Source organism: Streptomyces sp. NPDC002057, assembly GCF_040296665.1.
Lineage (GTDB): Bacteria > Actinomycetota > Actinomycetes > Streptomycetales > Streptomycetaceae > Streptomyces.
The window spans coordinates 25469-49394 of record NZ_JBEOXR010000047.1 but is presented as its reverse complement, the minus strand read 5'-3'; the positions used below and the strand labels follow the sequence as shown (position 1 = coordinate 49394).

At 69.9% G+C, this 23926-nt stretch carries 20 protein-coding genes and 3 pseudogenes; 14 read left to right on the top strand and 9 right to left on the bottom strand.

Annotated features, from left to right (window positions below; all coding sequences use genetic code 11):
- Nucleotides 1–370: 370 nt before the first annotated feature.
- The gene (locus ABT129_RS29005; protein ID WP_351907481.1) at nucleotides 371–1783 is read left to right on the top strand and encodes an MFS transporter; all 1413 of its coding nucleotides are present in this window, start codon (nucleotides 371–373) and stop codon (nucleotides 1781–1783) included.
- An 18-nt stretch (nucleotides 1784–1801) separates the two neighbouring features.
- Here the strand turns inward: ABT129_RS29005 and ABT129_RS29000 are convergent, their stop codons facing one another.
- Nucleotides 1802–2008 carry a hypothetical protein gene (locus ABT129_RS29000; protein ID WP_351907479.1) on the bottom strand — a complete coding sequence of 69 codons (207 nt, stop codon included), beginning with the start codon at nucleotides 2006–2008 and terminating at the stop codon, nucleotides 1802–1804.
- Nucleotides 2009–2108: 100 nt separating this feature from the next.
- Nucleotides 2109–2597, bottom strand: coding sequence for a MarR family winged helix-turn-helix transcriptional regulator (locus ABT129_RS28995; protein WP_351907477.1), 489 nt, complete (start codon nucleotides 2595–2597; stop codon nucleotides 2109–2111).
- Between the two features lie 79 nt (nucleotides 2598–2676).
- On the opposite strand from ABT129_RS28995, the gene ABT129_RS28990 reads away from it, so the two are divergent.
- From ABT129_RS28990 to ABT129_RS28975, 4 genes and pseudogenes are all read left to right on the top strand, one after another.
- Nucleotides 2677–4812, top strand: coding sequence for an MMPL family transporter (locus ABT129_RS28990; RefSeq protein ID WP_351907475.1), 2136 nt, complete (start codon nucleotides 2677–2679; stop codon nucleotides 4810–4812).
- Nucleotides 4813–5329: 517 nt separating this feature from the next.
- A pseudogene (locus tag ABT129_RS28985) lies at nucleotides 5330–5668 on the top strand (P-loop NTPase fold protein); the annotation flags it as partial.
- Nucleotides 5669–6509: 841 nt separating this feature from the next.
- Nucleotides 6510–6746 (top strand): annotated as a pseudogene (locus tag ABT129_RS38115) (IS5/IS1182 family transposase); the annotation flags it as partial.
- A gap of 211 nt (nucleotides 6747–6957) precedes the next feature.
- A complete protein-coding gene (locus ABT129_RS28975) occupies nucleotides 6958–7479 on the top strand; it encodes a pyridoxamine 5'-phosphate oxidase family protein (RefSeq protein ID WP_351907473.1) in 522 nt (173 codons plus the stop codon).
- Between the two features lie 255 nt (nucleotides 7480–7734).
- Here ABT129_RS28975 and ABT129_RS28970 read toward each other — a convergent pair whose 3' ends face one another.
- The 3 genes from ABT129_RS28970 to ABT129_RS28960 form a co-directional block, all read right to left on the bottom strand.
- Nucleotides 7735–7989 carry a DUF6479 family protein gene (locus ABT129_RS28970; protein ID WP_351907471.1) on the bottom strand — a complete coding sequence of 85 codons (255 nt, stop codon included), beginning with the start codon at nucleotides 7987–7989 and terminating at the stop codon, nucleotides 7735–7737.
- 855 nt (nucleotides 7990–8844) lie between these two features.
- Complete coding sequence (locus tag ABT129_RS28965) at nucleotides 8845–10032, bottom strand: PP2C family protein-serine/threonine phosphatase (RefSeq protein ID WP_351907469.1); 1188 nt, start codon at nucleotides 10030–10032, stop codon at nucleotides 8845–8847.
- Nucleotides 10029–11633 (bottom strand): sensor histidine kinase, encoded by a 1605-nt coding sequence (locus ABT129_RS28960; RefSeq protein ID WP_351907467.1) that lies wholly within the window; start codon nucleotides 11631–11633, stop codon nucleotides 10029–10031. The genes ABT129_RS28965 and ABT129_RS28960 overlap by 4 nt, the downstream gene beginning before the upstream one ends.
- Before the next feature lie 114 nt (nucleotides 11634–11747).
- Between ABT129_RS28960 and ABT129_RS28955 the strand changes: the two genes are divergently transcribed.
- The 4 genes and pseudogenes from ABT129_RS28955 to ABT129_RS28940 all read left to right on the top strand — a co-directional run bounded on the left by ABT129_RS28955 (nucleotide 11748) and on the right by ABT129_RS28940 (nucleotide 15575).
- The gene (locus tag ABT129_RS28955) at nucleotides 11748–12518 is read left to right on the top strand and encodes a response regulator (protein ID WP_351907465.1); all 771 of its coding nucleotides are present in this window, start codon (nucleotides 11748–11750) and stop codon (nucleotides 12516–12518) included.
- 747 nt (nucleotides 12519–13265) lie between these two features.
- Entirely contained in the window at nucleotides 13266–13691 is a 426-nt protein-coding gene (locus tag ABT129_RS28950) for a VOC family protein (RefSeq protein WP_351907463.1), read from the top strand.
- A gap of 9 nt (nucleotides 13692–13700) precedes the next feature.
- A pseudogene (locus tag ABT129_RS28945) lies at nucleotides 13701–13929 on the top strand (YybH family protein); the annotation flags it as partial.
- Between the two features lie 776 nt (nucleotides 13930–14705).
- On the top strand, nucleotides 14706–15575 hold the full coding sequence (locus ABT129_RS28940; protein ID WP_351907461.1) for an IS5 family transposase: 870 nt from the start codon (nucleotides 14706–14708) through the stop codon (nucleotides 15573–15575).
- Nucleotides 15576–15652: 77 nt separating this feature from the next.
- Here the strand turns inward: ABT129_RS28940 and ABT129_RS28935 are convergent, their stop codons facing one another.
- Both ABT129_RS28935 and ABT129_RS28930 read right to left on the bottom strand, forming a co-directional pair.
- Entirely contained in the window at nucleotides 15653–16141 is a 489-nt protein-coding gene (locus ABT129_RS28935) for a DUF4265 domain-containing protein (protein ID WP_351907459.1), read from the bottom strand.
- Between the two features lie 331 nt (nucleotides 16142–16472).
- The gene (locus ABT129_RS28930; protein WP_351907457.1) at nucleotides 16473–17378 is read right to left on the bottom strand and encodes a LysR family transcriptional regulator; all 906 of its coding nucleotides are present in this window, start codon (nucleotides 17376–17378) and stop codon (nucleotides 16473–16475) included.
- Nucleotides 17379–17506: 128 nt separating this feature from the next.
- Between ABT129_RS28930 and ABT129_RS28925 the strand changes: the two genes are divergently transcribed.
- Nucleotides 17507–18322: an inositol monophosphatase family protein gene (locus ABT129_RS28925; RefSeq protein ID WP_351907455.1), complete on the top strand. Its 816-nt coding sequence runs from the start codon at nucleotides 17507–17509 to the stop codon at nucleotides 18320–18322.
- A 43-nt stretch (nucleotides 18323–18365) separates the two neighbouring features.
- Nucleotides 18366–18962 carry an NADPH-dependent F420 reductase gene (locus ABT129_RS28920; protein WP_351907453.1) on the top strand — a complete coding sequence of 199 codons (597 nt, stop codon included), beginning with the start codon at nucleotides 18366–18368 and terminating at the stop codon, nucleotides 18960–18962.
- A gap of 289 nt (nucleotides 18963–19251) precedes the next feature.
- Here ABT129_RS28920 and ABT129_RS28915 read toward each other — a convergent pair whose 3' ends face one another.
- Nucleotides 19252–20187, bottom strand: coding sequence for a sugar kinase (locus tag ABT129_RS28915; RefSeq protein WP_351907451.1), 936 nt, complete (start codon nucleotides 20185–20187; stop codon nucleotides 19252–19254).
- Nucleotides 20184–20870: a bifunctional 4-hydroxy-2-oxoglutarate aldolase/2-dehydro-3-deoxy-phosphogluconate aldolase gene (locus ABT129_RS28910; RefSeq protein WP_351907449.1), complete on the bottom strand. Its 687-nt coding sequence runs from the start codon at nucleotides 20868–20870 to the stop codon at nucleotides 20184–20186. The genes ABT129_RS28915 and ABT129_RS28910 overlap by 4 nt, the downstream gene beginning before the upstream one ends.
- Nucleotides 20871–20997: 127 nt before the next feature.
- Between ABT129_RS28910 and ABT129_RS28905 the strand changes: the two genes are divergently transcribed.
- From ABT129_RS28905 to ABT129_RS28895, 3 genes are read left to right on the top strand one after another with little or no spacing between them, the layout of a single operon-like run.
- Nucleotides 20998–22161, top strand: coding sequence for a mandelate racemase/muconate lactonizing enzyme family protein (locus ABT129_RS28905; protein ID WP_351907447.1), 1164 nt, complete (start codon nucleotides 20998–21000; stop codon nucleotides 22159–22161).
- 2 nt (nucleotides 22162–22163) lie between these two features.
- Nucleotides 22164–23081 carry a dihydrodipicolinate synthase family protein gene (locus ABT129_RS28900; protein WP_351907445.1) on the top strand — a complete coding sequence of 306 codons (918 nt, stop codon included), beginning with the start codon at nucleotides 22164–22166 and terminating at the stop codon, nucleotides 23079–23081.
- Nucleotides 23078–23809 carry an SDR family NAD(P)-dependent oxidoreductase gene (locus ABT129_RS28895; protein WP_351907443.1) on the top strand — a complete coding sequence of 244 codons (732 nt, stop codon included), beginning with the start codon at nucleotides 23078–23080 and terminating at the stop codon, nucleotides 23807–23809. Before ABT129_RS28900 ends, ABT129_RS28895 begins: the two co-directional genes overlap by 4 nt.
- Nucleotides 23810–23926 lie beyond the last annotated feature (117 nt).

The following is a 23926-nucleotide window of genomic DNA, read 5'->3' as shown; positions in this document are numbered from 1 at the left end:
TCACCCAGCGAGCCGGCGCTCTGGCGACGGGGCCCTGAGGGCGCGCTCCGGTTGTGCTGCGCTGTTCAGCGGTCCGAAGTCGTGCTTCTCGCCCGCCGGGATGTCGGAACGTCTGGGCGCCTCCCCGTCCACACCGGCGGCGGCCCGCGCCGACCGGAGTGCGAGGCTTTCCTGGCGAGCGGTGAATGGGTGGCAGGGCGTCCCTTCGGGTGCGGGCCGGATGGTCGTGTGTGACGCGCGGCGGCGCTGTTGGTGTGTTCTCGTCGCTCTGACCGTTCTCGGCGAATGGCCTTCGGACCGGAGCTGAGGACGGAGGAGGCATGCCGGATCCGAGGCCCGGCGCCGTCACGTCCGATGGAAGGACCGGAGCATGAACGCCGAACCGGGAGCCAGGGCGCGGACAGGAGCCTTCATCGCGGTCGCCGTCGCGCTCTTCTGCGTACAGGTCGACTTCTTTGCGCTCAACCTCGCCCTCCCCGGCATCGCGCGCGAGCTCGGCGTGTCCGCCTCCGCCACCCAGTGGACACTCTCCGCCTACATGCTCGCTGTGGGCTGCTTCTTCGTCATCGGCGGCCGGATCGGCGATGTCTTCGGACGCAGACCTGCCCTCCTGGCCGGCATCGCACTGTTTGTGATCGGCTCCATCGGCTGTGCGCTCGCGCCCGGGCTCGTGCTGCTCGTCGTCGCCCGCATCGTCCAGGGCATCGGCGCCGGTTTCGTCTTTCCGGTGTCGGTGTCGGTGATCACCAACGCCTTCTCCAGCGAGAACCGAGCCCGCGCGCTGGGAGCCGTCTTCGGTGTCGCGAACATCGGTACCGCCATCGGCCCGTTCATCGGCGGCGGCTTCACCGAGGGACCCGGCTGGCGGTGGATCTTCTGGCTGCTCGCGCCGCTGAGCGCAGTGGCGTTGATCATCGCCGTGCTGTTCGTGCCCGACTCCCGTGACGCCTCCGCGCCCCGTGAACTCGATCTGATCGGCTGCCTCGCACTGGTGTGCGCGCTCGCGTCGGTCACTCTCGCCGTCGAGCGCGGCGGCGCCTGGGGCTGGGATCACGCCCGTACCCTCACTCTGTTCGGCTTGGCGCTGCTTGCCGGTGCCCTATTCGTGCTGCGGGAGAACCGGACCCGCCATCCGCTCGTCGACCTACGACTGTTCCGGAACACTCCCTATGTGCTGGTGACGGGCATGGGCTCAGTCGCCAACATGGGCTACGCCGTGACGGTCTTCGTCGCGACGCTCTACCTCCAGGGTGTGCGCGGGCTGTCGCCGTTGATGGCGGGTGTGGTGTTTCTCGCCCCCGCCGTGGTGGTGGCGCTCACCGGTCCGCTGGGGGCGCGCCTCGCGCCCCGGATGCGGCCCACGGCCGTGATGGCGCTCGCCGGGGCGATTGCCGGGACGGGGATGATCGTGCTGACACTGGTCAGCGCCTGGTGGCTCTACGTTCCGGTGTTCGCATGGTGCGGACTCGGACTCGGACTCGGCTGGACGTTCTCCAGCGTGGCCACCCAGCAGGTCGTGGCGCCGGCGCGGGCGGGTGAGGCGTCCGGTGTGCTGCTGACGTTCCTCGTGACGCTGGGCGCCATCGCGCTCGCCGATGCGGCGGCCGCGATCACGGCAATGACCCCCGAGCAGCCGCCCGAAGCTGCCTACGACGCCATTCTGCGGTTCGGGGGTACGGTGATCATCGTCGCGTCCGTCGTGGTCATGACCGTTCGCCATCAGCTGGTCAGGCGTGGCAAGGTGCCTCCCCTGTCCATGCGAGCGCCTTGGCCGCCCCGATGAGCCGGCAGGAGCTTCCCACTACGGGACGCTGGTGGACCCGGCCGCTCTTGCCGCGCCGGCCGGACACGTGGCCGGCTCGATCGCCAGCAGCGGCGGCAGTCGCTGGAGCACCAGGTGCGCGTTGGACGGCAGGAGGACTGGCGGGGCTTCATTGAGCACCATGTCCGGGGCCCGGTCGAGGGCGAAGGGCCGCCGCAGCGGGTCCACCGATGCGCCGTGGACCACCCTGGACAGAGCCCGAGTATGCGGCGCAGGTGTGACACGAGCGCCCGCGCATCGCCTGCCCTCCGGATCTCCCCGTCCGCAGGTGTCCCCGCCGGTCACTTCACTGCTGCGCCCCGTGTTCTGCCGCCAGCGCGACATTGAGCGTCCTCAGGAAGTCGGCGACGGTCGTGAGCTGCTCCGGCGTGAACTGACTGCGCGCTGACTCCGTGGCTCGTGCCAGTGGCTGGAAGTACTGACGGGCCAGGGCGCGAGCGTCGGGGTTGTAGACGAGATGAACGACTCGTCGGTCCGCGCTCTCTCGAACGCGGCTGACGTGTCCCGAGCGTTCCAGCCGGTCGAGGCAGGCCGTGACGGCGCCCGAGGTGAGACGCAGTTCTTCCCTGAGAAGCGAAGGCGTGGCGGGCCCTCCCGTACCCATCGACGAATCCATGATCACGGCGAGGGCATGGATGTCCGTCGTGTGCAGCCCTTGCTGGTGCGCGAAGTCAAGCGTGCTGCGGTTCAGCTCCCGGTTCAGCGTGCGCAACAGCACGGCGTAGGCGAGCAGATCGCTGCCCTGGTCGGTCCCGGCTGATGAACGTGGCTGCATGAACCAAGTATAGGGTCACTCAATCATTGAGATAGTTTATCTTCGAGATACCTTGTTCACCTGCCTCGTTAGGGAATCGATGAACAGCGCGCGCCGACCAGTCCGCTGGCTGGTCCCCCTCATCCTCGTGGTTGTCTGGCTCGGCCTGGGTGGAGCCTTCGGCTCCTACGCCGGCAAGCTCGGTGAGGTCTCCACGAACGACCAGGCTGCCTTCCTGCCCCAGAACGCCGAATCCACCAAGGTGGTCAAAGAACAGAGCGCTTTCAACCAGCAGGAGACGCTGCCCGCCATCGTCGTCTGGACCGCGGACGGGGGCGGCGCCATCTCCGAGGGGCAGCAGAAAGCGGCGACCGCCGCACTACGGTCGCTGGCGAACGCGGAAGGTGTCGAGGGACCCCCTTCGCCCGCCTTCCGGTCAGACGACGGACAGGCGCTCCAGGGCGTGGTGCCGCTGAAGCCCGACCTGGGGGACAAACTCGGCGAGGTGCTGGACGGAATCGAGCGCGCCGCAGGTGATGTTCCGGCGACGCGGGCCCAGCTCGCCGGACCCGCGGCGACCCAAGGAGATCTGGGAGAAGCGTTCGCCGGCATCGACGGACTGCTGCTCGGTGTGGCGCTCGCCGCGGTACTCGTCATTCTGCTGCTGGTCTACCGCAGCATCCTGCTGCCCTTCCTGATCATCATCAGCTCCGTGTTCGCGCTCGGAGTCGCCAGCGCGATCGTGTACGTGCTCGCCGACAACGACATCGTCCGCGTCGACGGCCAGGTACAGGGCATTCTGTCCATCCTGGTGATCGGCGCGGCCACCGATTACGCCCTGCTGCTCACCGCACGATTCCGTGAAGAGCTCGCCACCACGAACGACCGTGCCTCAGCCGCCTGGGCCGCCACCCGGGGTTCCTTCGGAGCTGTAACCGCCAGCGCTGCCACCGTCGCGCTCGGACTGCTTGCCCTGCTGCTCAGCGACCTCACCAACAACAGGGCACTAGGGCCCGTCGGCGCGATCGGGGTGGTCTGCGCCGTCCTCACCACCCTCACGTTCCTTCCCGCGGTCCTGGCTCTGATGGGCAGGGTCGCCTTCTGGCCCGCCAAGCCGAAATCGGCCGACGCGGAAACGGGCGGTCACGGCATCTGGCGCCGTGTCGCCCACTGGGTGGACACCCGTCCGCGGCAGTTGTGGATCATCACCACCGGACTGCTGCTGATCGGTGCGGCGTTCTTCCCCGCCCTGCAGTCGAAGGGAGTGCCGCTCGATGAGCTGTTCGTGAACGACGCCCCGTCCGTATCAGCTCAGCAGACGCTGGGGAAGCACTTCCCGGGCGGCTCCGGGCAGCCGGCGGTCATCATCACCGACGCCGAGAGCCAGGCAGCGGTCCGGAAGGCCGCGGCCGGAACTCCCGGGGTGGCCAATGCGCAGGTGGTGACAGGCACCCCCGGCGGCCAGGCCTTGATCGTCGACGGCCGCGTCCGCATCGACGCAACTCTGACTGCGGCCCCTGACAGCGATGCAGCCAAGAAGACTGTGCAGAACCTGCGCGATCAGGTGCACGCCGCCAACGCGAACACTCTGGTAGGCGGGTACACGGCTCAGCAGTACGACACACAACGCACGGCCGAGCACGACAAGAACCTCATCATTCCGGTCGTCCTGGCGATCATCCTCGTCATTCTGATCGTCCTCCTGCGGTCCCTGCTCCTTCCCGTGCTCCTGGTCGCCACGGTGGGCCTGAACTACCTGGCGACTCTCGGCATCGCGGGACTCGTCTTCGAGCACGGGTTCGGCTTCTCCGGCACGGATGCCTCCGTGCCCCTGTACGGATTCGTCTTCCTCGTCGCGCTCGGAGTCGACTACAACATCTTCCTCATGTCGCGCGTCCGCGAGGAAACAGTCCGGCTGGGCACCAGGCAGGGAATGCTCCGGGGTCTCATCGCCACCGGCGGTGTGATCACATCGGCCGGTGTGGTCCTGGCCGCCACCTTCGCGGCACTCATCGTCATCCCCCTCGCGTTCTTGGCCCAGATCGCCTTCATCGTCGCGTTCGGCGTGCTGCTCGACACGATCGTGGTGCGGTCGCTTCTGGTACCCGCTCTCGTGAGGGACATCGGTCCTGCCGTCTGGTGGCCCAGCCGACTGGGGCGTGAAGCGGACGACGAGGACTCGCCCCTTGCCCGGACCGGACCGCAGCAGGATGCGGAGCTCGCCAAGAACAACTGACGGAAGCAGGGACACCGTGGCAGCAGCTGAGGCTGCTGCCACGGATCCTTTCCGCGCCGACCAAGGGCGTCGCCAACCGCTCAGCGCTGGACCGGGTCCGAGCCCGGACCGAAACCGGGGAGTCCTTGCGCTGATCGGCCCCTGGGGCTCAGGGAAGTCCAGCGTCCTGGGCAAGGTGACACGTCGCCTACGGGACGACGCGGCCAACGATGACGGGTGACTGGTCGCGGAACTCAACCCGTGGCTGTACTTCGATCTGGAGTCGCTGACGCTGGCACTGTTCAGCGAGATCCGCGAAGCCCCCCGAAGAATGAGGAGTGGTCCGAGGCGCGGGAGAAGATCGGCGGATTCGGCAAGGCCATCAGTTCTCTGGGGAAGGTCACCGCTCTCTTCGGCCTGGACTCCGAGGGGCTGATCCAGGAGGTCGGCAACCGCATCAGCGGCGGCACAAGCGCATCCACCGCCAAACACAAAGCCGAGGAAGTCCTTCGCAAAACGGGTCGCCGTCCTCGTCGTCATGGACGACCTGGACCGCCTTACTACCGAAGAACTCCGCGTCGTCTTCAAGCTGGTACGCCTCGTAGGCCATCTGCCAGGCATGTACTACCTGATCAGCTTCGACGACCGGACCCCGCTCGACGTCATGCAACGCAAGAAGCTCGTAGGTAACAGCGAGCCCCGTGCACGCGACTTCCTGGAAAGAATCACCCAGGCCCGGCTGGACCTTCCCGCCTTCCGCGAGCGCGACGCCGACTTTCTGGGTCAACTGCTCCCTCGCCGCAGTCCTTGCCTCGCGCAGCCTGAACCTGGCAGCAGCGAGCAGCTCAGGCTCTCCGAGGCCCACCACGGCTACCTGCATGGTCGGCTGCGCACCCCGCGGACCATCAAGCGGTTCGTCGGCCAGGTGGACGCCACCCTCGGCCAGCTCTTTGGCGACGTCGACATCATCGACTTCCTCATCGTCACCTTCCTGCGCACCAGCGAGCCCCGCGCCTACCAGTTGCTGTGGCAGCACCGAGCCGAACTCGCCGGCACCAGCGTCGACCTGCCCTCACGCCGCAGCGAACGGCCCGAGCAAGGCATCGAGCGCTGGCGCACCAGGCTGCAGGTAGCCGGCGTCGCCGAACAGCACCTGGACGGCGTGATCGGCCTGATGGGCATGTTGTTCGCGTCGCTCCCAAACACTCGGCTACGGCGCCCGCACCCAGGCCATCGCGCTGCGGCGCGGCATCGCTACTTCGACCGGTACATGGTCTTCGGCATCCCCGACGACGACCTTCCCGGCGCACTTTCGACACCGCCCTGCAGCAACTGGCCGACGGTACCCCCGGCGCCGAAACAGACGGACTCCTCCTGCGCCTGCGCGGCGACACCCAGCGCATTACCCGGCGCATCCAGTAGAAACGCGTCGCCTGCACCCCCTACCGGCTGCCAAAGTCCTCAATGCCGCAGCCCAGCACTACGGCCACTTGGCCTCCGCTCCCAAGGAGCCCTCGGTCTGTCTACCGCGGGCCGCGCCATAGACCTTGTTGCGATAAACCTCCTGACCGACCTCGCCGTCTCCGCATGTCGGCCCATCGACGAACTCACCGAGCTGCAGATCACGTTCATCTGGGCATGGCGCCTCACTAAGTCCGAGGTTTGCCGGACCTGGATCAACCAGGGTCCGGCCCGCGCACGTCCTGGACTAGGACGACAGCTCGAAGGCGATCAGCACCTGGCTCCGCCGCCGCAGGTTCCCGCACACGATTCCCGAGCGGGCCGACCAGGCTCGCAACCGGGCCCGGTGAGGCGACCGCGGAGGCCGCCCACCGGCCTTCGATCGCGAGGCCTACAAGCACCGCAACGTCGTGGAACGGTGCTTCAAGCGCATGAAGCCGCGGTGCGGCATCGCCACGCGGTACGACGAGCCGTACGCGCACTGGCTCACCGGGCAGGTGGCACTCACGGTCATCGGGCTTGGACAGCACTGTTGAATCCTGGTGGCAGCTCGTCAAACAAACGCGAATGCATGGACAAGCTTCCCGGTGCTCGTCCCCCGTGGTTCCATCCACGCACCACCGAGCGCAATCCGCGCGGAGCAACCTCAGCGCTGCTTCATCAATGGCGACAGAGGGTGTCGGGTTTTCGGCCGACGATGGACGTATGCGCGAAACCCCAGAAGAACTCACCAAGCTCCAGTCCCTCCTCGACTCCTCCCTCTCCGGCTCGACCGCACACCTCCGCTCGATCGTCGAGGGCCGCACCATCACGGCGGCGCAGCTCACCGCGGTCCTCTCCGGCATGTGCACGCTCGCCCTCTCCACGGTGACGGCAAAGGGTGAACCGCGGATCAGCGGCGCCGACGGGCACTTCCTGCACGGCCGGTGGCACTTCGGCACGGCGCGCAACGCCGCCAAGGCCCGTCATCTCGCGGCCCGTCCGGCCGCCAGCGTCGCGCACCTGCGCGGCGAGGACCTCGGCGTGTTCACCCACGGCACAGTGGAGGAGCTGAACCCCGAGGACGCCGAGACCACGGCCGACTGGCAGGAACTCCTAGCCCACTTGAAGGACTTCTACGGCGACGACGACGCCTGCGACTGGAACCGCGAGGTCGTCTACTACCGGCTGAACCCGCACTGGATGACCGTCTACGCCCCCGACCTCGACAAACTCACCGGGCCGTGAGCCGGGCCCGTCGACGAGGGCCCGCACCTACGCGTACGTGGCTGCGGGACCCAAGGACGCCCCGCACGACGGCGTACGGGCACGCCGCCGCGTGAGGCTGTTCACCCGGCACAGCTTGTTCGCAGGGTGGCCTTCACGTCGGTGCCACGATCCGGCGCGACACCGCGGCCTGTGAGGGCTCGATGCGCCGGCCCTACGCATCCGGGCTGTGACGTGCGGAGAGGGTCGGGACGTGAAGCCGGCGGGGATGCTGGTCTAGGACTCGTCGAAAGGTACCGGTTCGGTACTGGTGCGGAGCTGATAGGGGCGCAGCCGGTTCGACCTGTCGGACTTGGGGACCTGGACACGGCGGCGTCGTTCGGACATCTCTCCGGGGAACCGGTTGGTGGGCGGACGCAGAGGGTGCGCCGTGGGGTCCGGCGGAGGTCCTTCCTGATCCCTCAGCTTGCTCCCGAAGACGAAGGCGGCCAGCAGGACGGCGACGACGATGACTCCAATGAGAACGTGCACGTGAGCCCTCCATCAGGCGAATGTACCTTTTGCGGCTTTTCGCCTTTCTTGACTTGTCGGATGCGCCGGATATGAGGGAACAGTCGATCGGACGAATCCTCTCGGCCCGGCCGGGCAGCGCCGCCGCGACCGCCACGCTTTCGACGGACGGGCTCGTAACGTTGCTACCGTTCCGCATGGACGCCGAGGTGGCGGTGGGTGGGAATTCTGACCCCGGGCACCCTCTTCAACGGATCCGTCGTCCACACAGACGCGCTGCGGGAATTGGAGATATCACAGAGTGGGCGAACACCAGTCCTTCGCCGACTCTCCGCTGTACTCCGTCATGCTCCGCGGCTTCTGATCCACCACAACGAAGCGCCCGCCGGGTGCAAGGTACGACGGCTTCCCGGGCGGGCTCTGCCCTCATCATCTGTCAGACCATCACCAAGCACCCGGCGAATTCCCCCGGGCCCGGGCACTAACCGGCCAGGCTCGCGCCCACGGCCGCTCGGCGGCACGGAAGGGGCGCGGCCTCCGTCCGGTACAGGGTCGGGGATCCCGGAGACGTCGATCGTCTTTGTGGTCCGGCCGTCGAGGAGGAGGGTGACTTTGCCGGTGCCTGCGAGGACGAGGCTGGATGGGCGGAGGACGTCGAAGACCTGTCCTCCGCCCATCCTCATCTCCCCGCAGCAGGCCGTGTGGCAGAGATCCACAAGGCGCGGCGCGCCTGAGGACGCTCCGGCGGTGTCCAAGAACGGCACGTGAAACGTACGACTGCTACGCGAAGACATGGGCGATACGGACGGGCGTATCGCCCATGCCGAGGGCTCGTGGCTGTTCCTGGCCTGAGGGGCGAGCGAACTGCGGAAGGCGCTACTCCTCCGTCTTCCAGTCGAGCCTGAGTACGGCGAGATCATCGGTGTGACGTGCCGCGTTGAGGGCTTGGGCTTCCTTGATCAGGTGGTCTATGTGGACGGCGGGGTTGTTCGGAGGCAGCTCGCTGATGAGCCGGAGGAGGCCTTCCACCCCCAGCCGGTCGCGGCCGGAGCCGTGGTGTCCTTCGGTGAGCCCGTCGGTGTAGACGGTCAGTGCGCCGGTTGCGGGGAGCGGCAGGACGGTGGGGGGCCAGTGGCCGATCCCCGGGGCGAGGCCGAGGGCCGTACCGTGCGCCGCTGGTATCTCCCGGGTGCCTTCGGCCGTGGTGAGGAGGGGGCCGTGGTGACCGGCGAGGTGGAGGGTGGCGGTGGCCATGTCCTGGTCGAGGGTGATGATCGTGCAGGTGGCGAAGAGCGGCTCGTCGCCGCACTCGGCGACCAGGACGCGTTCCATCAGCCGCAGGAGTTCGGGGCCCTGGTGGCCGCCGAGGACGAGGGAGCGCCAGGCGATGCGGAGGCAGACGCCGACGGCGGCGGCGTCGGGGCCGTGTCCGCTCACGTCGCCGACGACCGCGTGCAGCAGTCCGTCGTCGCCCTCGACGACGTCGAGGAAGTCCCCGCCGAGCAGGGCGCCCTCCGCGCCGGGCAGATAGCGGCTCGTGACGGTGACGGCGGACGTGTCGAGGATGGGCTGGGGCAGCAGCCGCCGTTCGAGGCGGGCGTTCTCCTCTGCTCGGAGCCGGGCTTTCTGGGCCTGGGCGGCGGCGCGCTCGGTCTCGCTCCGGTAGACCGCGTAGCGCAGGGTCCGATGGAGTAGTTCCGCCTCGACCCGGCCCTTGACGAGGTAGTCCTGTGCACCGGCCGTCATGGCCTCCGTGCCGGCTTGTTTCTCCGACAGCCCGGTGAGGACGATCACGGCGGTGTGCGGTGCGAGGGCACGGACGGCCGCGACGGCCTCGGTGCCGGATATGTCGGGTAGATGCAGGTCGAGGAGCACGCAGTCGTGCAAGTTGGTGGAGAGCGCGGGACGGGCGTCGGCGAGGGTGGTTCGCGTGGTCAGCTCGAACCGCAGCCCGGTGTCGTGGAGGAGCTCCTCGACGAGCAGGGCGTCGGCGTCGTCGTCCTCGATCAGAAGGATGCGGTACATGGGCTCGGAGCCGTGAGTGGCCTGGGGGAAGCCGGTCATCTCGCCTGCTCCGCGTTGGCGCGGGTGGCCTCAGGCATGGTGGAGGGTCCCGTGATCGTGGGCGGGGTGCTGGCGAGGGTGAACGTGATCCGTGCCCCGTCGCGGTGGTCGGGGTCCACGGCGATGGTGCCGCCGTGGAACTCGACGATCTTCTTGCACATCGCCAGCCCGATGCCGCTGCCCTTGTAGGCGTCCTTGGTGTGCAGCCGCTGGAAGATCACGAAGACCTTCTCGGCGTACTCCGGAGCGATGCCGATGCCGTTGTCGGTGACGGCGAACTGCCACACGTCTCCGTCCCGCTCGGCGGAGACGTGGATGCGGGGCGCCGTGTCGGGGCGATGGAACTTGATGGCGTTGCCGATCAGGTTCTGCCACAGCATGCCGAGCTGGGCGCCGACGGCGGTCAGGGACGGCAGCGGATCATGGGTGATCGTCGCTCCGGTCTCCTCGATACTCACGCTCAGCGAGGACAGTGTCCGCTCGTGCACTTCCTCGAGGTCGACGCTCTTCAGGTCGTCCTGAAGGCGTCCCACCCGGGAGAACTCGAGAAGGTCGTTGATGAGGACCTGCATGCGGTTGGCTCCGTCGACCGCGTACGCGATGTACTGGTCCGCCCGTTCGTCCAGCTGGCTGCCGTAGCGGCGCTGGAGCAGCTGGGTGAAGCTGGAGACCTTGCGCAGCGGCTCCTGAAGATCGTGGGAGGCCACGTACGCGAACTGCTCCAGCTCGGCGTTGGAGCGCTGCAGATCGGCAGACTGCGCGTCGAGGCGGAGCCGTGCCTCCTCGGTGAAGGCCAGCTCCCGTACGAGGCGGCGGCGCATGAAGTCGATCTCCGCGCTCAGGTGGCGCAGGTCCGCCGGGCCCATGGGCGTGATGGGGTGTTCGAAGTCACCTCCGGCGATGGTCCGGGCGTCCGCGCCGAGCCTCTCCAGGGGGGTGGTGATGCCCCGGCGCAGGCCCTCGAAGACCAGAACCGCCAGCAGCACGATCAGCCCGGCGATGGCGATGAACACCCAGTTCCGCAGCTCCATCGTGTCCGCGAGGTCCTCCACCCCGCGTGCCCGTTCGGTACGCAGCCCCTCCTGCTGGGTCAGCAGCGCGGCCCGGATCGCGTCGAAGGCCTCCTTGCCTTCCGCGGCCCGCTCGGCGGTCAGGGGCGAGGGTGAGCCGGCCGGGGCGGCCGCGACCGGGCGGGCGATCCGTGCCTGCCAGGTCTCCACGGCGGCCTCCACCGCCGCCAGGTCCTTCATGCGAGCCGGGTCGTCATGCAGCAGCTCACGCAGCCGTGTGCTGAAGGTCTGCTGCTCCTTGAGGCCTTGCTGGTAGGGGGCGAGGAAATCGGAGGCGCCGGTCTGCCCGTAACCACGGATACCGGTCTCCTGGTTCAGCAGCGCCGACTCCAGACGGAAGGTCGTGCTCAGGGCCGGCGACTTGACGTTCACGAGGTCGTCGCTGAGCGAGGCCGTACGCCCCAGCACCCACGCCCCGGTGATTCCCAGGACGGTGAGAACCGTCATCGCGCCCGCCACGCCCACGCGCAGCCACCTGCGGGTCGTCCAGGTGGACAGCCTTCCCCCGCGTGGTTTCGCCGTTCCGCTCATGCCAACCCCTCCGATGCCGACCGCCCCCTCAGACACGGGCGACAGCGGACACTTTAGAGGGTGACCGACAATGAATGTTGTCGCAGGGTCGGATCCGGGCCTACAGTGCCAGTTATGCCTGGCAAGGACTTCGTTCTGCGCACCAATCCCGACGAGACAGCAGCCGTCGCGAAGGCCGCGGTCGCTCAGATGACAAGACGCCTTGCGAAGCAGCTGCTGGAAGACGTCCCGTCCGCACCCGACGAGGCGGCGGAGGCGCTGACGCGTCTGCATCTGCTGGAGCAGCTTCAGCAGGCCGCCGAGCAGCTCCAGCGGGGAGCGGCCCTGTCCGCGGCCCGCGGGGGCGCGGGCTACCCGCAGATCGGCGCCGCGTGCGGCATGACCCGCCAGGGTGCCCGCCGGCGCTGGCCGGGACTCTTCGACCACTCCGACGAAGCACCCATGGAGCACCTGATGTCCACCGCCCCTGCTCAGCCCTTCGACGTCCTCCTCGTCGAGGACGACGTGGCCGATGCCATGCTGATCGAAGAGGCCCTCTCCGAACGGGGCACCCGCAATCTGGTGCAGGTCACCGACGGTGTCGCGGCACTCGAACACCTCCGTGCGCCCGGCACCCGCCGCCCCGACCTCATCGTCCTGGACCTGAACATGCCCCGCATGAACGGCCGGGACCTGCTCAAGGTCCTCAAGACCGACGAGGACCTCCAGACCATCCCGGTCGTGGTCCTCACCACCTCTTCCGCCCCCGACGACGTGACCGGCGCCTACAGCAGCCACGCCAACGCGTACGTGACCAAGCCGGTCAACCTCGAGGAGTTCGAGCAGGCGGTCCAGAGCATCGACGCCTTCTACCTCGACACGGCCACCCGGGCTCCCCGCGACTGACCAGGTTGCGGTCCGACGTCCTTCCACTGCCTGCAAGCCCAGCGCAACACAGGCTTGCAGGCAGCTGCCGGTACGACCTCGCCACAAGCTCTGGCGAACCGGGACGAAGGATGAGGATCCCTGCCAGGATCCTTGGTTCAGGTTCCGCGCGCTCCTTGCCGGCCAAGCATCCTCGGGACGGCGGATCTGGGCACGGCCTGGGTCCTGTCGTCACATGGCACGCCCACATCAGGAGTGATGCGAGGGTGACGGACACTTCATAGGACTGTGGGTTTGTCGCAGCGGGGGGGCGAGGGGTCGGTGCGCTGGTCTGCGGGAGCAGCGCCTGCACGGCGATCGCCGCTTCGGCGGGGCGGGGCGGTGATGACGGGGGCGACAACTGTCTCTCGCGCGATCTTCATCACCGCTCCCACCGGCCTGGTCGGCCACGTCGGCCACGTCGGCCACCAGATGCTCGGCGTGCCAGTGTGTGTGGTCGCACGCGATTCCGCCCGGCTGGGCTCGAGTAGCCGGGGCGCGTAGAGGTCGTCCAAGTTTGCCCAGCGATCCCGATGCCTCGCCGAGGCGTTCGCCGACGCGAGAGCGCCCTGTGGCCGACCCCGCCGGCCCCGCAGGCCCGGCAGCGCCTACGGCCGGCTGCCGGCAGCCGTGCCAGGAGGTCCTCTGGCCCGCCGGCCTGGCTCTGATCACACAAGGCCCCCGCCGTGTCGTCCCGGCAGCGGCGGCCGGGCGCGGCACAGTGGAGGCATGGACACGAGCGACGACGGCCCCCTCGCAGGGGCCCGGGTGGCGACCCGGCTGCCCGCCCAGGACCTGGAACGGGCCCGGCGCTTCTACGCCGAGCATCTCGGCCTGGCGCCCGTGGACGAACGGCCCGGCGGCCTGCTGTACCGGTGCGGGGACACGGAGTTCGTCCTCTTCCGGTCCGCGGGGGCCTCCCCCGGTACCTTTACGCAGATGGCCATCGAGGTCCACGATCTCGACTCCGTCGTGGCGGAGCTGAGGCGGCGCGGTGTGGTGTTCGAGGAGGTGGACCTGCCCGGGTTCAGGACCCGGGACGGGATCGCCGAGATCGACGGGAACTACCCGAGCAAGGGCGCCCGGGGCGAACGCGGCGCCTGGTTCCGCGACAGCGAGGGAAACCTGCTCGGCATCGGCGAACCGGTCCTCTGAGCAGGCGCCGAGCGGTCCAACGCCGGTGACGCGGCCAGCGTGGCCGCGCTCTACGAGGAGGGGCCGGTGATGGCCTGTCCCCGGCGAGCTGACGGTCGGACGGGAGGCCATTCGCGAGCTGTGGGAGAAGGTGCTGACGAACCGCCTCCGCTTCGAACCCGAGTAGCCGCTGCCGACGCTGGTCAGCGAAGGCATCGCCCGCACCTTGACTCCGCTAAGGCACGGGTCCGGCGAACGTTGGAGCAGCGGGCGAGCCTTTAGATCTGTCCAGAGTGCGGCCGGGAGGACGATGGGCAGGACGATGCGGTCGCTCACGTCGTCCGGGGACGGTCCCACCGGCCGGCTGAGGTTGACGCAGGCCCGGTTGGACTATCTGGCAGAAGTGGCCGAGGCAGCCTATGGGTACATGACACGCGGTGGTCAGGGGTCGTGACTGTCAGCCCCGCGGCGATAGTTCGGCCAAGGCGCCGGATGCGAGGATGCTGATGGCAGGGTTCCATGAGGAGGGAAACATGGTTGTGCCGCATCCGACGGGGTTGATTTCGGTTCTGCTGGACCGGACTGCTCGCGTCGACGAGGGTGACGACGCCGCGATGGACCTTGAGGCGTACTAGGGTGAGTTCGTGGTGCAGGCGCTCGCCGATGTCGCCCGCTCGCCGGTCGACAACGAGCTTGTGCTTGCCTCGGCAGCGGAGTCCTCGGGTCGGATCCTGGCCCGGGACGGCGGGCTTCCTGAAGATCTCCTTGCGTCCCTTCGACCTGACGCACAGCGCATCGCGGAGGAAGTACTACGCGCGAATCGCCAAGTGGAACACCAAGCTCGCACCAGCCACTACAAACAACGCGGCCACGCACCCACCAGAAACTGCTCAGCCGTGAGGTCAAAGACCGTTGCAGGACTAGGCCGTTCGCCGGGCGCGGGGTTCGCAGCGTTGTTGCCTGCTGGCAGAGCGCCACTAGGCCGTGTTTTGAAAGTCGGCTCTCTTCCTCGCCTCGCATCGTGATGATCTCGGTGTGGGGCGAGGGGATCTTTCTGACGGGCAGTGGGCGGTGCTGGAGCCGCTGTTGCCGGTCGCGGTGTTGGGGCGGCCGTCGTTGGGCCGGCGGAGGCTGATCGACGGGATCCGGTTGCGGGTGCGGACTGGTGCTCCGTGGCGGGATCTGCCGTCGGAGTATGGGCCGTGGCAGACGGTCTACGGACTCTTCCTGCGCTGGCAACGCGACGGCACCTGGCCCGAACTGCTGACCCGGCTACAGGTCCGGGCGGATGCGGCCGGGCTGATCACGTGGGAGGTCAACGTCGACTCCACGATCTGCCGGGCCCATCAGCACGCCGCGGGCGCCCGCCGTCACGGCCAGTCCCAGAAGGAACCGCCGGGCGGAACCCGTGCCGAGCCCGACGACCACGGCCTGGGCCGATCCCGGGGAGGCTTCACCACCAAGATCCACCTGGCCTGCGAGCAAGGCCAGCGGCCACTATCTCTGCTGGTCACCGCAGGTCAGCGTGGTGACAGCCCTCAGTTCACCGCTGTCCTGGAAAGCATCCGGGTGCCCCGCACCGGACTCGGCCGTCCCCGTGTCCGGCCGCTGCGAGTGCGGGGCGACAAGGCGTACTCCTCCCGCGCCAACCGGGCCTACCTTCGAAAGCGGGGAATCCGGTGCACGATTCCGGAGCCTGCCGACCAGGCCGCCAATCGCAAGAGGCGAGGAAAGGGCGGCGGGCGGCCTCCTGCGTTCGATCGCGAGGACTACAAGGCCCGGCACGCGGTCGAGTGCGGGATCAACCGGCTCAAGCGCAACCGGGCGGTGGCGACGCGGTTCGACAAGCTTGCGGTCCGCTTCGAGGCCACCGTCCTGGTCGCCGCGATCGGCGAATGGATATGACGGGCCTGAGCGGTCGGTTCCTGCACGAGAACGATGCAGCCTGGCTCACTGCAGGCCGGGACGGGGCACTGCTGCCCTCACGGTCGCGCAGTGGCTTCCCAGGCGGCAGTGACACACCCTTCTTCCCAGTGCCACCACTCCTTCGTCTCGCCGTGCTCCAACAGCTCGCGGATTTTCAGCAGGTCTGCCTGCGGCGGGACCTCCAAGGCCACCATCCCGAACCGCTCGATGCCTTCGCCCGTCGTGCCGAGGCGATGGAAGACCTCCAGCACGCTCTGCCGGGCAGCGGCAGAGCCGTCGTCCTTCAGCACGATGAGCCGGATGGTGCAGTTCTGCGAGGGCTGCACCGTTTCTCCGGCCCAGAGAACACCGTCATCATCCGGTTGAACCCTGATGATGTCGCCACTGGCGACTCCGCGGACGAACCAGGGAGTGTTGTCCAGCCGCACCGTCCCATCGCCGAGGTCGACAGCCCACAGGCTCTCGACACTCGCCGGCGGCCAGCCGTCCTCGTCTATCTCCATGCGGAAATGGACCTTCACGTGGTCGTCACTGATGTTCGTCACCGAACCATCATCTACTTCGCACCCACCAGACCAGCCTGCGGAGCACCAAGGCGCATGCCTCCGGACCCGGCTGGCAGCCCGCGCCGACCGCCGCCAGGTGACCGGCTTCTAAAACACGGCCTAGCGCGCCATGGACGGTCGGGGCCTCCGCGTTCTGCTCGGACTCGTCGACCTCGTCAACCGGTCTGGCGAGGTTCCCGCCCAGTTGGCGTGCAAGCCCTTGTGCGTGCTGACCGGCAGCGGCACCTTCTCGGCCCGACGAGGAGCAGGCGTATGACCTCCGGCAGTTCGGCCGCGTCGTGGTCGTCGGCGAGCGACCCCGCGGCGCCGGCTACGACGGTCCTCGGGCGGTCAAGGCGGTTCGTGCCAGTTCTCGTAGCCAGGTGTGTGCGTGATCGTTGTCGTAGCGCTGATGCCACGACAGGTACATCGCCGCCGACGGCAGTTCGAGCGGCAGCGGGAGTACGGCCAGTCCGAGCTCGGACGCCGCTGAGCGCGTGGTGGCTTCGGGGACGGTGATCACGAGGTCGGAGCCGCGCGCGAACTCCAGCGCCGCCGCTTCCGTGGGCGCGGTCGCAACCACACGGCGGGTGAGGCCGAACCGTTCGAGGGCGGCGTCGACGGTGTTGCCGAGGTTTCCGCGCCGCGAGACGGTGACGTGGTCGGCGGCGGCGTAGCGCTGCGGGGTGACGGCACCGACGCGGGTGAGGGGGTGCCCCTGCCTCACCACGAGGACGAGAGGGGTGTCGCCCACGTGCTCGGTACGGACGTCCGGTGCGCCCTGCCGGTTGGCGTTCGCCTCCAGGTCGACCTCTCCGCGCCGCAACTCGGGCGTGTCGACGCTCGACTCCGCGACGAAGCGGAGTCGTACGCCGGGCGCCTGCTCGCGTACCGCCTCGAGGAGAGCGGGACCGCTCATGGCGACCAGGGAGTCGTGCCAGCGGAGGGTGAAGGTGCGCTCCAGGGTGGTCAGATCGAGTTCCCGGCTGGGTGCCAGCACCCCGTGGACCTGGTGCAGGAGGTCGTGGACCTGTTCCCGGACGGCGAGCGCGTACGGCGTCGGAGTCATCGTGCGGCCGGTGCGCACCAGGATCTGGTCGCCGGTCGTGCGGCGGATGCGGCCCAGGCTCCGGCTCATCGCCGGGGCGGTGACATGCAAGCGCGCGGCCGCGCCGGCCACGCTCCCTTCCTCCAGGAGTGCGTCGAGGGCCGTGAGCAGGTTCAGATCCAATTGCATGAGAGTAATCCTACACGTGCTTTACATGCATTTGAAGTTAATCATGGGGGCGCCTACCTTCGAGGAAGAGCACGGGCCGGATCGCACGGTCCGGCCCGAACAGCCCCTTCTCACACGGGAGTAGCACCATGCGCGAATCGCTCCGTACCACTGGGACCACCTCCGACGCCGACCTGCTCGCCCGGACGGCGGACGCTGTGCGCGCGGCAGGTTCGTCGCTGCGCGAGCGCTTCGGCGAGGTGGTCCGCTACCGGACCCGCGAGGAGCTGATGCGGGCGCTCGCCGTCAACGACGACACGGTCCTCGCCGTCCTTCGCCCCCGACTCAGCGGCCTGCGGCCGGAGGCCGGCTGGGTGGAGAACGAACTGGACGGCGGGTTGCTGCCGCCCGGTGAATGGTGGGTCGTGGATCCGGCGGAGGGCAATGTCAACCACCTGCACGCCCTGCCGGAATGGGCGGTGACGGCCACCCTCGTGCGGGACAACCGGCCGGTGCTCACCGTGGTCCACCTGCCGTTGACCGGCGAGACCTACACCGCGCTCGCCGGCGCGGGCGCCCACCTCGACGGAGCGCCGCTGCGCGTCTCCCCCACCGCCGACCTCGGCCTGAGCATCGTGGCCACCAGCCAGGCCAGGCCGGACGAGGACGAGAAGGTCGTGCGGCAGGTCGGCTCCTCGATCACCGCGATGCTCTTCGACGCGCTCGTCGTCCGCACCGCCGTTCCCGCGACCCTGCACCTGGTGGACGTCGCCGCCGGCCGGATCGACGCCTTCTGGCAGTTCGCCGGTGCCCGCGCGGACCTGCTGCCCGGGGCGCTGCTCGTCACCGAGGCCGGCGGCCAGGTCTCCGATGCCCAGGGCCTCCCCTGGACGCCGCGGAGCGGGAGCTTCCTGGCCGCCGCTCCCGGTGTCCATGCCTCGGCCGTCGCCTCGCTCTCGCGCTGACCGCCCACCGCACAGCCACCATGGATGGAAGGAACGCATCAACATGACCACCATCGCAGTCCTCGGCAACGGCCGCGTCGGCGGGAACCTGGCCGCCTCCCTCGAGCGGGCGGGACATCGGGTGACCTCCGCGGGCCGTGCGCCGGGCGCCGCCGCCGACGCCGCCCGGGCCGCCGGGATCGTCATCAACGCCACCCCGGGCGCCGGCTCGCTGGAACGGCTCACGGCCCTGCGCGCGGAACTGCGCGGCAAGATCCTCGTCGATGTCTCCAACGCCACCGTCGCCGGACCCGACGGGCTCCCCGCCGACCTGATCCACCCGGGCTCCAGCCTCGCCGAGCGACTCCAGGAGGCGCTTCCCGAGACGCGCGTCGTCAAGACGCTCAACACCATGCTCTTCCCGGTGATGACCTCGCCGTCCTCGCTCGCCGAAGCACCCGACGTCTTCCTCTCCGGCGAGGACCCGCAGGCCAAGCAGACGGTGCGCGAACTCCTCGCCGACCTCGGCTGGCGCGAGGAGTGGATCACCGATCTCGGTGGCATCCGGACCGCCCGCGCCACGGAGGCCGCCGTCCTGTTCGTACCGCACGTGATCCGGTCCAGCGGCTTCGCGCCCTTCGCGATCTCGATCGCCCGCTGATTCCCGCGTCCACCGGACGCGACCGCTAGGGCGCCGGGGGCCCGCGCGGTGGTGAGGGGCGCGCCGGTGAGCGTGGCCCGCAGCAGATTGCGGCGGAGGGGCGACGTCACTGCCGGACGGATTCCTCAGCCTGTCTGCGGAATCCGTCCGGCTACGCGGTGAGTTGCCGAATGGGGGACGGCTCCCGGGGCCTTCATCAGGGGCCTGCCTCCCGGGCACCGACGCACCCGACCCCGGTTCACGGTCGGGTGCGTCGGCCCGGGCGACGCCTCGGCCGCCCCCGGTGGGTTCAGCGGACGGCCGTGCCGGTCGACTGCCCCGCGAGTGCCAGGCCGTCCCGGTGGGGCAGCCCCTCCCAGTCCCCCTCCACTCCGACGCACGCCGCGCCCGTCGCGGCCGCCCGCCGGAGGCGTTGGTCGAGGATCAGCCCGTCGAGGTGGGCGGAGAGGTAGCCCGCCACGAAGGCGTCGCCGGCGCCGATGCTGTCCACGACGGCGACCGGCAGCGCGAGCTGGTAGTGGCTGTGCTCCGCGACGTGGGCGTGGGCGCCCGCGGCGCCCGCGGTGACCACCACTTCCTCGACTCCCCGCGCGAGCAGGTCGGCGACCGGGTCGGAGGCCGGGCTGAGGAGGTCGAGTTCGTCCTCGCTGGCGAAGACGGTCCGCACCCAGGGGACGAGCTCGCCCAGCGCGGCGGCGGCCTGCGGCCGGTCCCACAGGCGGCGGCGGAAGTTGACGTCCAGGCTCACCCTGGTCCCCGCCGCGTCGGCCGCCCGGGCCGTGGCGCGCACGGCCGCGCGGGCCGAGGCGGAGAGGGCGGGGGTGATGCCGGTGAGGTGCAGGATCCTCGGGCCCGCCGCGTCCAGGGCGGCCAGGCACTCCTCCTCGGTCAGGGTGGACCCGGCCGATCCGGTCCGGTGATAGCTGACGCGCGTCACGTCGTGTCCCGGGCGGTCGAAGGCCACGAAGCCGGTGAAGGCGCGGTCGGTGGAGCGGACGAAGCGGTCGTCGACTCCTTCGGCGCGCAGGGTGCGCCGGACGAGGGCGCCGGGCTCGTCCGCCCCGACCGCGCCCACCCACGAGACGTCGTGGCCGAGCCGGGCGAGGCCGATCGCCACGTTGCTCTCGGAGCCCGCCACCGACATCCGGGCCTCGCCGCCCAGTCGCATCGGCGCGGACGTCCGTATCGAGGCCATCGCCTCACCGATCGTCAGGACATCGGTCATCGGCGCGTCTCCTCGACGTGGTAGGCGTGGGCGCCGAGGACGGACGGGGTGGTCTCCGGCCGTACGCGTCCGATCTCAGCGAGGAGTTCGGCGGCGCGGGCCGCGAGGTCGTCCTGCGGGCCGCCGGACCCTGCCGTGCCCAGCAGGGGTGAGCCCACGCCGACCGCGCGGGCTCCGGCGGTCAGGTAGGCGCCTGCCTCGGAGACGGTGACACCGCCGACCGCCGTCAGCGGGGCGTCCGGCAGGGGTGCCAGGAGTTCGCGGAGGTAGCGCGGTCCGTGGACGCCGGCCGGGAACACCTTGACGGCGGTCGCCCCGCACTCCAGGGCTTCCATCACCTCCGTGGGAGTGAGCGCTCCGCACACCAGGGGGACGTTCAGCTCCACGCTGCGCCGGGCACCGGCGGTCAGTCCGGGAGTCACCGCGAAGGAGGCGCCCGCGGCGGCGACCGCCTCGGCCTGTCCGGTCGTCAGTACCGTTCCCGCGCCGATCAGGACGGACCGGGGGTGCTCCGCACGGGCCGCTGTGATGACGTCGACGGCGCCGGGCGTGGTCAGTGACACCTCCAGGGCGGTGATCCCCGCGCCGGCCAGGGTGCGGACGCACTCCAGGGCGAGTCCGGGCGTGTCCGCGCGGATGATGGCAAACACTCCGCGGCTCGTGAGTTCCGCCAGCAGGTCCACGTCTCTTCCTCCGTAGTGATGGGTCATCGGTCGTGGTCGGCGCCGTCTTCAGCGATTACGTGGATGTTACTTTCACAATGCGCGATAACCAAGGCATCATGTGGATTACCAACTACAGGGAGCGCCTGTGCGGATCACCGATGTGACGTCCTACGTCATCAAGCAGTCGACCGGCACCACGTACGACGGTCACGAGGAGGGGACGGGGGCCGGTCCGGTACGGGGTTACACGACGCGTCCGCCGTGGCGGAGCCTCTACCCGGCGGGGATGGAGACCCTGCTCGTCCGCGTCAGGACCGACGAGGGCCTGGAGGGCTGGGGCGAGGCGCTGGCACCGGTGGGTCCCGAGGTGGTCGGCGCGATCGTCGACCGGATGCTGGGCCCCTGGCTGGTGGGCCGCGATCCCCGGCCGGTCCGGCCGCTCTGGGACGGCATGCGCGACCTCATGCGGGAGCGCGGCCATCTGGTCGGCCATCAGGCCGACGCCATGGCGGCCCTCGACATCGCCCTGTGGGACCTCCTCGGGCGGGCCACGGGGCTGCCCGTCGCCCAGCTCCTCGGCGGGTCCTACCGTAAGAGCGTCCCCTCCTACGTCTCCGGCCTCGCCGAGCCGACCGACGAGGGGCGCGCCCTCCTGGCGGCCGAATGGGCCGCCCGGGGTGCCACCACGGTGAAGATCGCCGGGGGGAACGGCGTCGACGCCGACCTCGCCACCATCGACGCCGTCGCCGCCGCCGCCCCGGGACTGCGGATCGCTCTGGACGCGCACTGGGTCTACTCCCTCGCCGAAGCCCTCGAACTCGGGCGTGAACTCGACCGCAGACGGGTGCTGTTCTTCGAGGCGCCCCTCGTGCCCGAGGACGTCGACGGTCATCGTGAGCTCGCCGCCCGTCTGACCACGCCCGTCGCCGTCGGCGAATCCATGCGCAACCGCTACGAGTTCCGCGACTGGCTCGGCCGGCGCGCCCTCGGCCTCGCGCAGCCGGACGTCGCCCGGACCGGCATCACCGAGGCCATGACCATCGCGGCCCTCGCAGACGCCCACCACGTGCCGGTCGCCTTCCACCACTCCGTCGGTCTGGGGGTGGCCCTGGCCGCGGGGCTGCACGCCTCCGCCGCCGCCGGTAACAGCGCCTTCTTCGAACTCCAGCCGACCGTCGTGCCCTACGCCCAGCGGATCCTGCGCGAGCCGATGGACGCGGGCCCCGCCTCCTTCGCCCTGCCCGAGGGCCCGGGTCTGGGCATCGACGTCGACCTGGACACCGTCCGCACACTCGCCGAGGAGAACTGACCGTGCCGCACCGCACCGCCCCCACCGGACTCATCCCCATCCTCGCCACGCCGTTCCACGACGACGGCGGGCTCGACCTGGCCTCGCTCCGCTCCCTGGTGGAGTTCCAGCTCTCGGCAGGAGCCGACGGGCTCGCCGTGTTCGGCATGGCCAGCGAGGGCTTCGCGCTCACCGCGGCCGAGCGCGCCACCATAGTGCGCGAGGTCCGCGCCGTCGCCGGGGACCACGTCCCGCTCGTCGCCGGGGTCAACGGCACCAGCACGACGGTCGCCGTCGAACAGGCCAGACAGGCCACCGACGGCGGCGCCGACCAGCTGATGGTCCTGCCGCCCTACCTCGCCAAGCCCAACCGGTCGCAGTCGCTCGACTTCTACGCCGAGGTCGCGGCGGCGACCGAGGCCGGCGTGATGATCCAGGACGCGCCCGGCGTGACCGGCGTGCAGCTGGACACCGCCGCCATCGCCACCCTCGCCCGCGAACCGGGCATCACCTCGGTCAAGGTCGAGGCACCGCCGACCCCTCTGAAGACGGCGGCCGTCGCGGCCGCCGTCCCGATCGGCTTCGCAGTGCTCGGCGGACAGAACGCGCTCGCCCTGATCGAGGAGTACGACAACGGCAGCGTCGGCACCATGCCCGCCTGCGAGTTCACCGACCTGCTGCGGCCGGTCCTCGACGACCTGGCCGCCGGGCGGCGTGCGGAGGCGCGCGCCGGTTTCGCCCGGCTGCTGCCGCTGATCCACCTCGGCATGCGGCCCGGGCAGGCGTGGGCCGTCCACAAGGAGGTGCTGCGCCGCCGCGGCATCATCCGCTCCGCCGCCGTCCGCCTTCCCGCGCAGGTCCTCGATCCCCTGACGGCCCGGGCCCTGGACGAGATCCTGGGCGAGCTGCGCCCCGCGCGCCACGGGAGGGCCGCCGCGTGAGCAGGTCCGTGCTCCTCGTCGGAAGCTCCTCCCCCATCGGCCGGGCGATCAACGAGGTCTTCACCCGGGAGGGGGACCGCGTGATGGGGGTCAGTCTCGACGCCGATCCCCACGCGGAACACCAGCTGACGCTGGACGTCAGCACGCCCGAGGGGGCGGACGAGGCGGTGGCGCGGACCGTGGAGCGCCTGGGCGGCCTGGACGTCCTGGTCCTCGCGGCCGCCGTGATGGCACCGGGCCGGGCCCACGAGGTGTCCCCGGAGGACTGGCGCCGGGCGATCACCCACACCCTCGACACCGCCTTCTTCCCGGCCCGTGCCGCCCTGCGCGTCATGCCCGGAGGCGGGAGCGTCGTCGCGGTCGGCTCGGTCAACGCCACCCTCGCCGCGCCGTGGCTGCCGGGGTACTCCGCCGCGAAGGCGGCCGTGGAGGGTCTGGTGCGCCAACTCGCGCTCGACTACGGGCCCCGGGGCATCCGGGTGAACGCGGTGGCTCCCGGGATGATCGGCAACGAGGATCTCCCTGAGGTCGCCGAGGGGTACCCGCTCGGCAGGGTCGGCCGGCCGCACGAGGTTGCGGAAGCCGTGCTGTTCCTCGCGTCCGCCGGCTTCGTGACGGGAGCGGTGCTGCCGGTCGACGGGGGGCTCTCCATCGCGTCCCCTGCGGCGTTCCTCCGGCCGGATCTGAGGCAGCGGTTGCTCGGCGACGCGGAGCCCGGGCAGGCCTGAACGCACCGAGGGGGCGCCTCGTCGCAGGGGCGCCCCCTCATCTTCGCCGTTCCCGCGGTCCGGACGGTGGCCACTCCGGCGTCGTCGCCCCGGACTCGTCGTACCGGGGGTGTGACC

What these genes read in the sequence shown, in the direction of transcription:
- ABT129_RS29005 (WP_351907481.1), top strand. Translation starts at nt 371, where the DNA reads ATGAACGCCGAACCGGGAGCCAGGGCGCGGACAGGAGCCTTCATCGCG.
- ABT129_RS28995 (WP_351907477.1), bottom strand. Translation starts at nt 2,597, where the DNA reads ATGCAGCCACGTTCATCAGCCGGGACCGACCAGGGCAGCGATCTGCTC.
- ABT129_RS28990 (WP_351907475.1), top strand. Translation starts at nt 2,677, where the DNA reads ATGAACAGCGCGCGCCGACCAGTCCGCTGGCTGGTCCCCCTCATCCTC.
- ABT129_RS28975 (WP_351907473.1), top strand. Translation starts at nt 6,958, where the DNA reads ATGCGCGAAACCCCAGAAGAACTCACCAAGCTCCAGTCCCTCCTCGAC.
- ABT129_RS28965 (WP_351907469.1), bottom strand. Translation starts at nt 10,032, where the DNA reads ATGACCGGCTTCCCCCAGGCCACTCACGGCTCCGAGCCCATGTACCGC.
- ABT129_RS28960 (WP_351907467.1), bottom strand. Translation starts at nt 11,633, where the DNA reads ATGAGCGGAACGGCGAAACCACGCGGGGGAAGGCTGTCCACCTGGACG.
- ABT129_RS28955 (WP_351907465.1), top strand. Translation starts at nt 11,748, where the DNA reads ATGCCTGGCAAGGACTTCGTTCTGCGCACCAATCCCGACGAGACAGCA.
- ABT129_RS28950 (WP_351907463.1), top strand. Translation starts at nt 13,266, where the DNA reads ATGGACACGAGCGACGACGGCCCCCTCGCAGGGGCCCGGGTGGCGACC.
- ABT129_RS28930 (WP_351907457.1), bottom strand. Translation starts at nt 17,378, where the DNA reads ATGCAATTGGATCTGAACCTGCTCACGGCCCTCGACGCACTCCTGGAG.
- ABT129_RS28925 (WP_351907455.1), top strand. Translation starts at nt 17,507, where the DNA reads ATGCGCGAATCGCTCCGTACCACTGGGACCACCTCCGACGCCGACCTG.
- ABT129_RS28920 (WP_351907453.1), top strand. Translation starts at nt 18,366, where the DNA reads ATGACCACCATCGCAGTCCTCGGCAACGGCCGCGTCGGCGGGAACCTG.
- ABT129_RS28915 (WP_351907451.1), bottom strand. Translation starts at nt 20,187, where the DNA reads ATGACCGATGTCCTGACGATCGGTGAGGCGATGGCCTCGATACGGACG.